The 12,983-nt window shown below is 73.5% G+C and carries 11 protein-coding genes and 1 tRNA gene; 7 read left to right on the top strand and 5 right to left on the bottom strand.

The features are described 5' to 3' along the window. Window positions 1-91: 91 nt before the first annotated feature. From EBO15_RS26495 to EBO15_RS26485, 3 genes are all read right to left on the bottom strand, one after another. Window positions 92-277, bottom strand: coding sequence for a hypothetical protein (locus tag EBO15_RS26495; RefSeq protein ID WP_122197168.1), 186 nt, complete (start codon window positions 275-277; stop codon window positions 92-94). A 142-nt stretch (window positions 278-419) separates the two neighbouring features. Continuing rightward, window positions 420-512, bottom strand: a tRNA-Sec gene (locus tag EBO15_RS26490). Between the two features lie 19 nt (window positions 513-531). Beyond that, on the bottom strand, window positions 532-2,328 hold the full coding sequence (locus tag EBO15_RS26485; RefSeq protein ID WP_122197167.1) for an AMP-dependent synthetase/ligase: 1,797 nt from the start codon (window positions 2,326-2,328) through the stop codon (window positions 532-534). Between the two features lie 211 nt (window positions 2,329-2,539). Between EBO15_RS26485 and EBO15_RS26480 the strand changes: the two genes are divergently transcribed. Both EBO15_RS26480 and EBO15_RS26475 read left to right on the top strand, forming a co-directional pair. Beyond that, window positions 2,540-4,042 carry a peptide MFS transporter gene (locus tag EBO15_RS26480; RefSeq protein WP_122197166.1) on the top strand — a complete coding sequence of 501 codons (1,503 nt, stop codon included), beginning with the start codon at window positions 2,540-2,542 and terminating at the stop codon, window positions 4,040-4,042. A 104-nt stretch (window positions 4,043-4,146) separates the two neighbouring features. Further along, window positions 4,147-4,419 (top strand): GlsB/YeaQ/YmgE family stress response membrane protein, encoded by a 273-nt coding sequence (locus tag EBO15_RS26475; RefSeq protein ID WP_122197165.1) that lies wholly within the window; start codon window positions 4,147-4,149, stop codon window positions 4,417-4,419. 19 nt (window positions 4,420-4,438) lie between these two features. Here the strand turns inward: EBO15_RS26475 and EBO15_RS26470 are convergent, their stop codons facing one another. Together EBO15_RS26470 and EBO15_RS26465 are read right to left on the bottom strand one after the other, a co-directional pair. Next, the gene (locus tag EBO15_RS26470; protein WP_122197164.1) at window positions 4,439-6,385 is read right to left on the bottom strand and encodes a propionyl-CoA synthetase; all 1,947 of its coding nucleotides are present in this window, start codon (window positions 6,383-6,385) and stop codon (window positions 4,439-4,441) included. A gap of 235 nt (window positions 6,386-6,620) precedes the next feature. Next, window positions 6,621-8,105, bottom strand: a complete 1,485-nt coding sequence (locus EBO15_RS26465; protein ID WP_122197163.1) for an MFS transporter — start codon at window positions 8,103-8,105, stop codon at window positions 6,621-6,623. Between the two features lie 119 nt (window positions 8,106-8,224). Here EBO15_RS26465 and EBO15_RS26460 point away from each other — a divergent pair, with 119 nt between their 5' ends. The 5 genes from EBO15_RS26460 (at window position 8,225) to EBO15_RS26440 (ending at window position 12,861) form a co-directional block, all read left to right on the top strand. Further along, complete coding sequence (locus EBO15_RS26460; protein ID WP_122197162.1) at window positions 8,225-8,791, top strand: MarR family winged helix-turn-helix transcriptional regulator; 567 nt, start codon at window positions 8,225-8,227, stop codon at window positions 8,789-8,791. Window positions 8,792-8,885: 94 nt separating this feature from the next. Beyond that, on the top strand, window positions 8,886-10,289 hold the full coding sequence (gene selA / locus EBO15_RS26455; protein WP_233616447.1) for an L-seryl-tRNA(Sec) selenium transferase: 1,404 nt from the start codon (window positions 8,886-8,888) through the stop codon (window positions 10,287-10,289). Beyond that, window positions 10,289-12,103 carry a selenocysteine-specific translation elongation factor gene (gene selB, locus EBO15_RS26450; RefSeq protein WP_122197160.1) on the top strand — a complete coding sequence of 605 codons (1,815 nt, stop codon included), beginning with the start codon at window positions 10,289-10,291 and terminating at the stop codon, window positions 12,101-12,103. The genes selA and selB overlap by 1 nt, the downstream gene beginning before the upstream one ends. 81 nt (window positions 12,104-12,184) lie before the next feature. Then, complete coding sequence (locus EBO15_RS26445) at window positions 12,185-12,478, top strand: ArsR/SmtB family transcription factor (RefSeq protein ID WP_122197159.1); 294 nt, start codon at window positions 12,185-12,187, stop codon at window positions 12,476-12,478. After that, window positions 12,475-12,861 carry a VOC family protein gene (locus EBO15_RS26440; RefSeq protein WP_122197158.1) on the top strand — a complete coding sequence of 129 codons (387 nt, stop codon included), beginning with the start codon at window positions 12,475-12,477 and terminating at the stop codon, window positions 12,859-12,861. Before EBO15_RS26445 ends, EBO15_RS26440 begins: the two co-directional genes overlap by 4 nt. Window positions 12,862-12,983 lie beyond the last annotated feature (122 nt).

Below are 12,983 nucleotides of genomic sequence, written 5' to 3'. Positions count from 1 at the left end.
GTTGCCCGTCCGGACTCGAATACATCACCACACGTCACCGAAAGACTCCGGAGCCCGACGGGGAACGCGCGTCACCCGCCGCGCGAAGCGGTCACCGCCTGGAGCGGGACGCGAACCCGAGCCCGGCGACCACCAGGCCCAGCAGCCCCACGGCGATCCCCGCGACCGGCTGATGACCGGACGCCCAGCTCATCGGCCCCACGTTGTCGTTGTCGCCGTTGAAGGCGATCAGCGATCCGAACCCGAGAACCGCGACGACCACACCGAGAACCCGCATCGGAAACCTCCCGCTCCGTAACCCGTCCTCCCATGGTCGGGCCCCGGACCTGCGACTTCATCATCGCCGAGAAGCACTTCCCCATCCCCGGAACGAAGTACCCGCCCCTCCTCCCCGAGGGGGACCCCGCCCGAGAGGCTGTCGGAGGCGGGCGGGGATCGAACCCGCCGTCCCGAGGTCCTCGGGACCACCTGCTTTGAAGGCAGGGGAGACCACCAGGCGCTCATCCGCCTCCGGACGGGAGCTTAGCGGTGTCATGAGGCGTAAAGGGAGGCGAGCGCGTCGGCGTACTTGGCGTGGACGACGCGCCGCCGGAGCTTCAGGGTGGGGGTGAGCTCCTCGGACTCGGCGGTCCACTCGGCGGGCAGCAGGCGCCACTTCTTGACCTGCTGGACGCGGGCCAGGCGGGTGTTGGCGTCCGCGACGGCGTGCCCGATCTCCTCCAGCACCAGGGGGTGGTCGGCGAGCGCGGCGGTGTCGGTGGCGTCGACGCCGCGGGCGGCGGCCCAGACGGGGGCGACCTCGGCGTCCAGGGTGATGAGGGCGACGACGTGGGGGCGGCGGTCGCCGAACGCGAGGGCCTGCCCGATCAGGGGGTGCTCCTTGAGGAGGTTCTCGATGAGCGACGGGGCGATGTTCTCGCCGCCCGCCGTGATGATGATCTCCTTCTTGCGGTCGACGACGCGCAGGAAGCCGTCCGCGTCCAGGACGCCGATGTCGCCCGTCCGCAGGTAGCCGTCGGGGGTGAACGCGGCCTCGGTGGCGTCCGGGCGGCCGAGGTAGCCGGGGGTGACGGTCGCGCCGCGGACGAGGATCTCGCCGTCGTCGTCCAGCCTGAGGTCGACGCCGGGGAAGGGGCGTCCGACCGTGCCGAGCCGGAAGCAGTCGTCGAGGTTGGCGGTGATCGCGCCGGTCGTCTCGGTCATGCCGTACGCGTCGAAGATCTTCAGGCCGAGGCCCGCGAAGAACCGGGCGACCTCCACGGGCAGCGGCGCGGCGGCGCTGGACGCCTGCCGGACCCGGTCCAGCCCGAGCAGCGCGCGGACGGGCGCGAGCACGGCCGCGTCCGCGCGGGCGAACGCCTCCTCGATCTCGGGGGTGAGGGCGTTGCCGTGCTCCTGGGCGGTCACGTGGGCGCGCCCGGCGTCGAGCGCCGCCTCGACGGCGGCCTTGCGCGCGGGGTCCGGCTCGCCCGCCATGACGGCCTGGACGCCCGCCATGATCTTCTCCCAGACGCGCGGGACGCCGAAGAACCCGTGCGGCCGGACCTCTCCCAGCACGGTCGTGAGCTGCGACGGGTCCGGGCAGAAGTGGATGTGCGCGGCGCGCCGGATCGGCAGGTAGTAGCTGAGGACGCGGTCGGCGATGTGCGCGAACGGCAGGTAGGAGACCGCGACGTCGTGCTCGGGCAGGATCGAGGCGCCGTCCACCATGGCGGTCTCGGCGAGCGCCATGGCGTGCGTGATCCGCACGCCCTTCGGGTCGCCGGTGGTGCCCGAGGTGTAGAGCAGCGTCAGGACGTCGGACGGGCCGACCGCGCGCCAGCGGGCCTCGACGTCGTCGGCGTGCGCGGCGAGGTGGGCGCGGCCGAGGCCGAGGAAGGCGTCCCAGGTGAGGAAGCGGTCGCCGGGCGGGCAGGCGTCGGCGTCCAGGACGACGACGTGGCGCAGGTCCGGCAGCCGGTCGAGGACGGGCAGCCAGCGGGCGAGCTGGTCGCGGCCGTCCAGGACGGCGATCCGGGCGCCGCAGTCGGCGGCGATGAACCCGATCTGGTCGGCGGCGAGGGTGGCGTAGACCGTGGTGGGGACGCCGCCCGCGTGGACCGCGCCGAGGTCGGCGAGGACGTGCTCGGTGCGGTTCGGCATCATCAGCGCGACCACGTCGCCGGGGGAGAGGCCGAGCGCGGCGAATCCGGCGGCGGCCTCCAGGGCGTCGTCCCGGAGCCGTGACCAGGTGCGGGTTCGCCACGCGCCGTCCACCCGGTCGGAGTAGGCGGGCCGGTCGCCGTGCCGTCCGGCGGTTCCGGCCAGCGCCGTGCAGATGGTGGTCATCGCGCCCCTCCGATGGTCAGTAAGCGCTTGCGGACGTCGTGCGGAGGGTCATCGCATCATGTGGAACACGCCACGGGCAAGATCGGATTCGGCACACTCGTCACCGAAGTACCCTTTTGTCCGGTCTTTCATTCTGCGATCACACGGGTACGTTCCGCGAGGAGTGCTGGTAGCACCGGGCGCGGCGACTGTGGGGGGACAAAGAAACCGCATGGCGACAACGACGTCGGACGGCGCGCCCGAAGGGCGTACCTTCTTCGGCCACCCGTGGGGGCTGGCCACGCTGTTCTTCACCGAGATGTGGGAACGGTTCAGCTTCTACGGACTGCGCGCGATCCTGATCCTCTTCCTGATCGCGCCCCCGTCCGAGTCGGGGCTCGGCATGGCCGAGGGGACCGCCAAGGCCCTCCTCGGCGTCTACATGTCGATGGTCTACTTCGTCGCACTGCCCGGCGGCTGGGTCGCCGACCGCATCCTCGGCGCGCGCAAGGCCGTCCTGGTCGGCGGGTTCGTCATCATGCTGGGCCACATCTCGATGGCCATCCCGGCCGGCGCCGGCTTCGTCTACCTCGGCCTCGCGCTGATCATCCTCGGCACCGGGCTGCTCAAGCCGAACATCTCCACCATGGTCGGCAAGCTCTACGTCGGCGAGGACAGCGCCCGCCGCGACTCGGCGTTCTCGCTGTTCTACATGGGCATCAACATCGGCTCCCTCGCCCCGTTCGTCGTCGGCTACCTGGGCCAGAACATCAACTGGCACCTGGGCTTCGGCGCGGCCGCGGTCGGCATGGGACTCGGCCTCGTCCAGTACGTCCTCGGCGGCAAGCACCTGCGCGGCGTCGGCGACGAGCCCGGCCACCGGCTCACCCCCGAGGAGCGCACCCGGTTCCTCCGGATCTTCACGGCGGTCGTCGCCGTCGTGATCGCGATCGTCCTCATCGCGATCGCCACCGACACCCTCACCGTGGACGCCGTGACCGTCGCGCTGACGGTCCTGGCGATCGTCGTCCCGGTCGTCTACTTCGGCTACATGTTCCGCAGCCACGAGGTCAGCGCGGACGAGCGCGTGAAGCTGCGCGCCTACGTGTGGCTGTTCCTCGCCGCCGCCCTCTTCTGGATGATCTTCGACCAGGCCGCCGGCCCGCTGAACATCTTCGCCAACGACAACACGAACCTGAGCGTGTTCGGCTGGGACATGCCCGCGTCCTGGACGCAGAACATCAACCCCATCCTGGTGATCTGCTTCTCGGCGTTCTTCGCCTGGCTCTGGCTGCGCCTCGGCGACCGCGCGTCCACCGGCATGAAGTTCGGCGTCGCGCTCGTCCTGAGCGGCCTGTCGTTCGTCGTCATGTCCCTGGCCTCGCACGCCACCCACGGCGGCACCGTCAAGGTGTCGCTGCTCTGGCTCGTCGCCGTCTACCTGCTCCAGACCCTCGGCGAGCTGTGCCTGTCGCCCGTCGGACTGTCGGTCACGACCCGGCTCGCCCCGGCCGCGTTCGCCAGCCAGATGATGGGCGTGTGGTTCCTGGCCACCGCCGCGGGCGACGCCGTCGGCGGCCAGGTCGCGCGCCTCCAGCACGCCTGGGGCGACGTGACCTACTTCCTGGTCCTCGGCCTGTTCTCGGTCGTGGCGGGCGTGGTCCTGTTCCTGTTCGTCAAGTCGCTGCGGCGGCTGATGGGCGAGGGCCGCGAACTGATCGTCACCCGGCACTGACCGGCCGGTCCGCGCCGGGCCCTCGTGTCAATGATCCTTCGCGGGGTATCTGATCTGTGACGGCTTCGTGACGGAGCGGGGCCCCTCTCGACGGAGGAGCGGACATGACCATCGGGGGAATCTTCACCGCGATCATCTTCGGAGCGATCATCGGTGCGCTGGGCCGCCTCATCGTGCCGGGCAAGCAGCACATGGCGATCTGGCTCACCGTGGTCGTCGGGATCATCGCCGCGTTCCTCGGCACCGGCGTCGCCCACCTGTTCGGCCTGAACACCCGCGGCTGGAACTTCTGGGAGACGATCTTCCAGATCGCGTTCGCCGTCATCGGCGTCTACCTGGTGGCGACCTTCTGGCCCAGGAGGACCGAGCAGCACTAACGCGCGGGACGACCCGCCGTCACTGGCCGGAACCCGCCCCCGCGCCGGGGGCGGGACCCGAACCCGCTCCGGGATCGGCGGCGGGGTCGGAGCCGCGCAGGACGGGCCGCAGCCCCTCCAGCACCGCGGGGTCCTCGATCGTCGACGGCACCGGGACGTCCCGGCCGTCGGCGATCCCGCGCATCGCGGCCCGCAGGATCTTCCCCGAACGGGTCTTCGGCAGCGCGGCCACCACCGTGACCTCCCTCAGCGCCGCGACCGGCCCGACCCGCTCCCGGACCATCGCGACCAGCTCCGCGCACACCGTCTCCGGCGCGGCGGCCACCCCGCTCTTCAGCACCACCAGGCCGCGCGGCACCTGCCCCTTCAGCGCGTCCCGGACGCCGATCACCGCGCACTCGGCCACGGCCGGATGCGCCGCGATGACCTCCTCCATCACCCCCGTCGACAGCCGGTGCCCGGCCACGTTGACCACGTCGTCGGTGCGGCCCATGACCCACACGTAGCCGTCCTCGTCGATCCGCCCGCCGTCCCCGCTCAGGTAGTGGCCGGGGAACCGCGTCAGGTACGACTCGACGAACCGCGCGTCGTCCTGCCAGAGCGTCGGCAGCGTGCCCGGCGGCAGCGGCAGCCGGACGACCAGGTCGCCCTCCTCGCCCGGACCCGCCGGGGCCCCGTCCGGCCGGAGCACCCGCACGTCGTACCCGGGGACGGGCACCGACGGCGACCCCGGCCGGACCGGCAGCGGCTCGAGCCCGCGCGGGTTGCACACCATCGGCCAGCCCGTCTCGGTCTGCCACCAGTGGTCCACGACGGGACGCCCCAGCATCCGCTCGGCCCAGTGGTAGGTGTCGGGGTCCAGGCGCTCGCCCGCCAGGAACAGGGTGTCCAGGGCCGACAGGTCGTATCCGGCGAGCAGCCGCCCGCCCGGATCCTCCTTCTTGATCGCGCGGATCGCGGTCGGCGCCGTGAACAGGACCTTCACCCGGTGCCGCGCCGCCACCCGCCAGAACGCGCCCGCGTCCGGCGTCCCGGTCGGCTTGCCCTCGTACAGGACGGTCGTGCAGCCCGTCAGCAGCGGCGCGTACACGATGTAGGAGTGCCCGACGACCCACCCGACGTCGGACGCCGCCCAGAACACGTCGCCCGGGCCGACCCCGAACAGGTTCGCCATCGACCAGCGCAGCGCGACCGCGTGCCCGCCGTTGTCGCGGACGACGCCCTTCGGGCGGCCCGTCGTCCCCGAGGTGTAGAGGATGTACAGCGGATCGGTCGCGGCGACGGGCACGCACCCGGCCGGCCGGGCCGCGGCGACCGCCTCGTCCCAGTCCACGTCGCGCGGGCGCACGAGGTCGGCGTGCAGCTGCGGACGCTGCCGCACGATGCACCGGTCGACCTTGTGGGACGCCAGCTCCAGCGCCTCGTCCAGCAGCGGCTTGTACGCGACGAGCCGCGACCCCTCGATCCCGCAGGACGCCGACACCACGGCCTTCGGACGGGCGTGGTCGATGCGCGCGGCCAGCTCGGGCGCGGCGAACCCGCCGAACACCACCGAGTGGACCGCTCCGATCCGCGCGCACGCGAGCATCGCGATGACGGCCTCGGGGATCATCGGCAGGTAGACCACGACGCGGTCGCCGCGGTCGACGCCCTGCGCGCGCAGCGCCCCGGCGAACCGCGCGACCAGGTCGGTGAGCTCCCGGTAGGTGAAGGTCCGCACGGTCCCGGTGACGGGGGAGTCGTAGACCAGCGCGGGCTGGTCGCCGCGGCCCTCCTCGACATGGCGGTCCAGGGCGTTGTCGCAGGTGTTCAGCTCGCCGCCGGTGAACCACCGGTAGAACGGCGGGGCGCCGTCGTCCAGCACCCGGTCGGGCGGCACCAGCCAGCGGATGTCACGCGCGGCCAGCCCCCAGAAGCGGGTGGGGTCGGAGATGCTGCGTTCGAACGCAGCGGCGTAAGCGCCCATGCCGTCCTCCGTCGGCTCCCCGGCCCCAAAGCGTGTTTCGGGGCGCCTCCCTATAAGGGACGGCCCGGACGCCTCCCGTCAAGGGCCCCGCACGGTCCGGCCAGGGTGACCGGTCGCCTCCGCCCCGCACGCCGACGCGCCGCGTGCGCCGCCTGGGAGCCCTGGGGATCGGCCGCGGACGCGTCGGGCCGCGTCCGGTGCGGACGCGGCCCGGCGGGAAGGTGCGCGGGACGGATCAGCCGGTGCCGTCGACGACCACCGACGGCGCCGTCTCGTCCGCCGCGTGAGGGTGGTGCGCGCCGTGCCGCAGCCCGTGGAACAGCGCCACCAGCGCCGCCAGGCCCGCGCCCGCCGCCACGATCCAGAAGCACAGCACGTAGGCGTCCAGCGTCGGGACGGGCGTGTGCGGGATGACGCGGCTGGTCAGCACCGACGCCGTGACCGCACCCGCGATGCTGCCGCCCGCCGTCCGGACCAGCGAGTTGATCCCGGACGCGATCCCGCTCTGGCTCATCGGGACGTGCTGGACCGCCAGCGTCCCCAGCGCCGCGTAGGCGACACCGAACCCGATGCCCTGGATCGCGCTGAACGCCAGCACGTCGTACACGTGCCCGTTCGACACGGCCAGCCACACGTAGCTGAGGCCCGCGAACACCGACCCGATCGCGAGGGTGAACGCCGGGCCGAGACGCGCGGCGATCCGCCCGGCCAGCGCCGAGAAGACCAGCATCGTGACCGTGCTCGGCAGCATGTACAGGCCGACGTCCAGCACCGACCCGCCCAGCCCGTACCCGATCTTGTCCTTCGGCGACTGGACGAAGTTGGAGATCAGCGTGAACGCCGCGAACATCGAGAAGCCGAGCAGCACCGACGCGAGGTTCGCGGTCAGCGACTTCGGCCCGACCAGCAGGTTCAGCCGCACCAGCGGCTCCCGGACGCGCAGCTCGACGCCCACCCACACCGCGCACAGCACGACGGCGGCGGCGAACAGCCCGAGCACCCGCCCGGACGCCCAGCCCCACGCGTTGCCCTCGCTGATGCCGAGCAGCAGGCAGACCAGGAACGCGGCCAGCAGCGCCGCGCCGACCAGGTCGGGCCGTCCGCCGTTCTTGGCGCCGCGGTCCTTGGCGCTGACCGCGACCAGGACCATGCCCACCGCGGCGAGCCCGGCGGCGATCCAGAACACCGGCCGGTAGCTCTCGGTGCGGTCCGCGATCAGCCCGGTGACGATCATGCCCGCGGTGCCGCCGACGCCCATGGTCGCGCTGACCAGGCCGATCGCGGTGGTCACCTTCTCCCGGGGGAAGGTGTCGCGGATCATGCCGATGGCGAGCGGGATCATCGCCGAGGACACGCCCTGCAGCGCGCGCCCGGTGACCAGCACCGCCAGCGAGGACGACAGCGCGCACACCACCGACCCGACGGTGAGCAGCGCCATCGCCAGCAGGATCATCGGCTTCTTGCCGTACATGTCGCCGAACCGGGACAGCAGCGGCGTGGCGACCGCCCCGGCCAGCAGGGACGCGGTGAAGACCCAGGTCACGGTCGTGACCGAGGCGTCGAAGTGCCGCATCAGCCGGGGCAGCAGCGGGATGACGAGGGTCTGCTGCACCGACACCACCATCCCGGCGATGGAGAGCGCGAACAGCACGAGGCCGGTGTGGGAAGCGGGAGCGGAACGCCCGGTCGTGCCGGGCGGCGCCGCGGTGGCGCGGGTCATGGAGGTCTGGGCCTTCCGTGCTCAGGGGGCGCCCGGGGGGACGCGCCGGGGGGAGGGGGTTCGTTCGACCGCCGATTATACTTACTTAAGTTAAGCAACTAGGTTGTAAGGTGAGTCACATGACGTCCCCGCACCACCCCGACCCGCCCCCCGCCCCGGCCACCCCGGCGGCGACGACCGACGAGATCATGGAGATCGAGCGGGCGCTCACCCGCGTCGCCCACCTGCTCACCCGCGCCCGCCAGCACGACCGCGTCGTCGCCGCGTCCGGCATCGCCGTCGACCGCGCCGCCGTCCCGCTGCTGCGCCTGCTCGCCGACAACGACGGCCCCATGCGGCCGAGCGAGATCGCCGCCCGCCTCGTCGTCGAGGCCCCCCACGTCACCCGCCAGGTGCAGCGCCTCGAACGCGCCGGCTACGTCGACCGCGTCCCCGACCCCGACGACGGCCGCGCCCAGCGCGTCCGGCTCAGCGACACCGGACGCGACGCCGTCGACTGCATCCGCGCCGTCGGACGCACCTGGATGAACGACGCCCTCACCGGCTGGTCCCCCGGCGAACTCCGCGACCTCGCCACCCTCGTCCACCGGATGGTCGACGACTTCGTCGCCCACTCCGAGGCCACCGGCCCCCGCTGCGCCGACCACCCCGCCACGACCCCGCCCCGCGCCCCCGTCAGGACATGACGCCCACGGCGCCGCATCCCGGAGATGTCATTCGTCTCACAGTGCGGGCGCGGCTGGCTTCCTAGACCGGTCCACCCTCCTTAGGGTGATGTCGGTGGACCCCCGGCCGCACACCACCACCCCTCCCGACACCCCCGCCGACACCCCCTCTGACACCCCCTCTGACGGCCCGCGCGCCGCCACGGCGACCACCGGCGACCCCCGCCGCGCCGTCCCGCGCACGGACGCCGTCCTCGCCGACCCCGCCCTGCGCGACGCGCGGGAGCGACTCGGCCGCCGCCTCGTGAAGACCGCCGTCACCGACGCCCAACAGCGCGTCCGTGACGGCGAACTCGCCGCGAACGACCTGGTCACAGCCGTGCTCGCGGCACTCCCCGAACACGCCACCACCCTCCGGCCCGTCCTCAACGCGACCGGCGTCCTCCTCCACACCAACCTTGGCCGCGCACCCCTCTCGGACGCCGCCCGCGACGCCCTCACCGCCGCCGCCGGATGCGCCGACGTCGAATACGACCTCGCCACCGGACGCCGCGGCCCACGCGGCACCGGAGCCCTCACCGCGCTCCGCGACGCCTGCCCGCCCGGCACCGACGTCCAGATCGTGAACAACAACGCCGCCGCGCTCACCCTCGCCGCCACCGCCCTCGCCCAGGGCCGCGAGATCATCGTCAGCCGCGGCGAACTCGTCGAGATCGGCGACGGCTTCCGCCTCCCCGACCTGCTCACCGCCACCGGCGCCCGGATCCGCGAGGTCGGCACCACCAACCGCACCACCACCGCCGACTACGCCGACGCCCTCGGACCGGACACCGGATTCGTCCTGAAGGTCCACCCGTCCAACTTCAGGATCGAGGGTTTCACCTACGCCCCGCCGGTCAACGAACTCGCGGCCCTCGGCGTCCCCTTGATCGTGGACATCGGCTCCGGCCTCCTCGCCCCGCACCCCGCCCTCCCGGGCGAACCCGACGCCCGCACCGTCCTGCGGGGCGGCGCGCACCTGGTCACCGCGTCCGCCGACAAACTGCTCGGCGGACCGCAGGCCGGGCTGCTCCTCGGCGACCCGGGCCTGCTCGCGCGCCTCCGCCGCCACCCCCTCTACCGCGCCCTGCGCGTCGACAAACTCACCCTCGCCGCCCTCGAGGCGACCCTCCGCGGCCCCCTCCCGCCCGTCCGCGCCCTCCTCGACGCCGACCCCCGCGACCTCCGCCGCCGCGCCGAGACCCTCGCCGCCGCCCTCGCCACCGCCCTCCCCGACGTCCGCGTCACCGCCACGACCGCCGTCGTCGGAGGAGGCGGCGCACCCGGCGTCCGCCTCCCCAGCCACGCCGTCTCCCTCCCCGCGGCCACCGAACCCGCCCTCCGCGCCGCCCGCGTCATCGGACGCCTCGACCACGACCGCCTCCTCCTCGACCTCCGATCCCTCCACCCCTCCGACGACGAAGAACTCCACACCACCGTGCTCACCACCCTCACCCCCACCGCCGCGGAAGAGAACTGATGCAGGTCGTCGCCACCGCCGGGCATGTCGACCACGGCAAGTCCACCCTCGTCCGCGCCCTCACCGGCATGGAACCCGACCGGCTCGCCGAGGAACGCCGCCGAGGCCTCACCCTCGACCTCGGATTCGCCTGGACCGACCTGCCGTCCGGCACCCGCCTCGCCTTCGTGGACGTCCCCGGCCACGAACGCTTCGTCACCACCATGCTCGCCGGCGCCGGACCCGTCCCCGCCGCCCTGCTCGCCGTCGCCGCCGACGAAGGCTGGATGCCCCAGACCGAGGAGCACCTCGCCGCCCTCGACGCGCTCGGCGTCCGGCACGCCGTCCTCGCCGTCACCCGCGCCGACCTCGCCGACCCCCGGCACGCCCTCCGCCAGGCCCGCACCCGCCTCGCCACCACCGGACTCGCCGGAGCCGAGGCCGTCAGCGTCAGCGCCACCACCGGCGAGGGGCTCCCCGGCCTCGTCGCCGCCCTCGACCGCCTCGCCGCCCGGCTCCCCGTCCCCGACGCCGCCGCACCCGTCCGCCTCTGGATCGACCGCGCCTTCACCGTCCCCGGCAGCGGCACCGTCGTCACCGGCACCCTGCCCGCCGGAACCGTCCGCACCGGCGACGAACTCCTCCTCATGCCCGCCGGACGACGCGTCCGCGTCCGCGCCGTCGAGACCACCAAGGAACGCGTCGACTCCGCCACCGGCGTCGCCCGCGTCGCCCTCAACCTCCGCGGCGTCGCCCGCGAGGACGTCGCCCGCGGCATGGCCCTCGTCACCCCCGGAGCCTGGACCGCCGCCACCACCGTCGACGTCCGCACCCACTTCGGCGAGGCCTCCGGACGCCTCGCCCGGCAGATGACCCTCCACATCGGATCCGCCGCCGTCCCCGTCCGCCTCCGCCCCCTCGGCCCCGACACCGCCCGCCTCACCCTCAACCACCGCCTCGCCCTCCACATCGGCGACACCGCCCTGCTCCGCGACCCCGGACGCCGGGCCGTCGCCGGAGCCAGCGTCCTCGACGTCCGGCCGCCCACCCTCGTCCGCCGCGGCGCCGGGACCGAACGCGCCCGCGAACTCGCCACCTGGCCCGACCGCCCCGACGGCGCCCACGTCCTGCGCCGCCACGGCGTCCTGCGCCGCACCGACCTCACCGTCATGGGCTGCCAGCCCCCGCCCGGCGCCGTCGCCCTCGACGGCGACTGGCTCGCCGACCCCGCCCACTGGGAGGCCCTGCACCGCCGCCTCGCCGACGAGGTCGCCCGGAACGCCGCCGACCGGCCCCTCGCCCCCGGCCTGCCCGTCGAGACCGCCCGCCTCCGCCTGTCCCTCCCCGCCCGCGGCCTCGTCACCGCCCTCGTCCGGCCCCCGCTCCGCCTCGACGCCGGACGCGTCCACGGCCCCGGCCTCCCGCCCCCGGTCGTCGCCGCCGTCGACCGCCTCCGCGCCGACCTCGCCGGCACCCCCTTCCGCGCGCCCACCGCCGACCGCCTCGGCGAACTCGGCCTCACCCCGCCGATCCTCGCCGTCGCCGAACGCGCCGGAGCCGTCCTCCGCCTCCCCGGCGACGTCGTCCTGCTCCCCGGCGGCGACCGCGCCGCGCTGCGCGTCCTGCACCGGCTGCCGCAGCCGTTCACCGTCGGCCAGGCCCGCGAGGCCCTCGACGCGCCACGCCGCGTCACCGTCGCGCTCCTCGAGCACCTCCACCGCCAGGGCCGCACCGAACGCCTCCCCGAAGGCCACCGCGTCCCCGCGGACGAGCCCTCCTCCACCGAGCCCCCCTCCACCGAGGACGCCCCCGCCGAGGACGCCCCAACGTCCTGACCAGGTAAAACCTCCGCCGCGGACCGCGTCCGCGCCACCCCCGCCTTGATAGGCAAGCCGACACTTGCCTAACATGGAGTAGTGGAGGACGAGCTGTTCAAGGCCCTCGCCGACCCGACGCGACGCCTGATCCTGGACGAACTGACCGAACGGAACGGCCAGTCCCTCTTCGAGATCTGCACACGCCTGATCACCAAGCACGGACTCGACCTGTCCCGGCAGGCCATCAGCCAGCACCTCGCCGTCCTCGAGGCCGCGGACCTCGTCCGCACCCGCCGCGAGGGCCGCTACAAGTTCCACGACCTCAACACCGAACCGCTCGAGCACATCGCCCGCCGATGGCTCAGGCGCCCACCGCCGGAGGAAGCACCATGAGGATCTACATCACCAGCGTCTTCGTCGACGACCAGGCCAAGGCCCTCGACTTCTACACGGGCGTCCTCGGCTTCGTGACGAAGCACGACGTCCCCGTCGGCGCCGCCCGCTGGCTCACCGTCGTCTCTCCCGAGCGCCCCGACGACACCGAACTCCTCCTCGAACCCGACGGCCACCCCGCCGTGAAGCCCTACAAGGACGCCCTCGTCGCCGACGGCATCCCCGCCGCCTCCTTCGCCGTCGCCGACGTCCAGGCCGAGTTCCGCCGCCTCACCGACCTCGGCGTCCGCTTCACCCAGGACCCCCTCACGATGGGCACGGTCACCACCGCCATCCTCGACGACACCTGCGGCAACCTCATCCAACTCGCCCAGGTCGACTAGTGCGCTGACCGGAAATGATCACCGGGTTGGGTGACACGCCGTCGGGCTTGCCGGGTTCGGGCGGGTTCTGTGTCCAGACTCGATCCCGTCGGGATCGAGTCTGGGGAGGTGGCGGGTGGCGG

The organism is Actinomadura harenae (assembly GCF_003696215.1).
In the GTDB taxonomy this organism is placed as follows: Bacteria; Actinomycetota; Actinomycetes; order Streptosporangiales; family Streptosporangiaceae; genus Spirillospora; species Spirillospora harenae.
Note: the sequence above shows the minus strand (reverse complement) of the source record. Positions and strands in the feature narration are given on the sequence as shown.

Coding starts and splice junctions, on each gene's coding strand:
- EBO15_RS26495 (WP_122197168.1), bottom strand. CDS start 277: ATGCGGGTTCTCGGTGTGGTCGTCGCGGTTCTCGGGTTCGGATCGCTG.
- EBO15_RS26485 (WP_122197167.1), bottom strand. CDS start 2,328: ATGACCACCATCTGCACGGCGCTGGCCGGAACCGCCGGACGGCACGGC.
- EBO15_RS26480 (WP_122197166.1), top strand. CDS start 2,540: ATGGCGACAACGACGTCGGACGGCGCGCCCGAAGGGCGTACCTTCTTC.
- EBO15_RS26475 (WP_122197165.1), top strand. CDS start 4,147: ATGACCATCGGGGGAATCTTCACCGCGATCATCTTCGGAGCGATCATC.
- EBO15_RS26470 (WP_122197164.1), bottom strand. CDS start 6,385: ATGGGCGCTTACGCCGCTGCGTTCGAACGCAGCATCTCCGACCCCACC.
- EBO15_RS26465 (WP_122197163.1), bottom strand. CDS start 8,105: ATGACCCGCGCCACCGCGGCGCCGCCCGGCACGACCGGGCGTTCCGCT.
- EBO15_RS26460 (WP_122197162.1), top strand. CDS start 8,225: ATGACGTCCCCGCACCACCCCGACCCGCCCCCCGCCCCGGCCACCCCG.
- selB (WP_122197160.1), top strand. CDS start 10,289: ATGCAGGTCGTCGCCACCGCCGGGCATGTCGACCACGGCAAGTCCACC.
- EBO15_RS26440 (WP_122197158.1), top strand. CDS start 12,475: ATGAGGATCTACATCACCAGCGTCTTCGTCGACGACCAGGCCAAGGCC.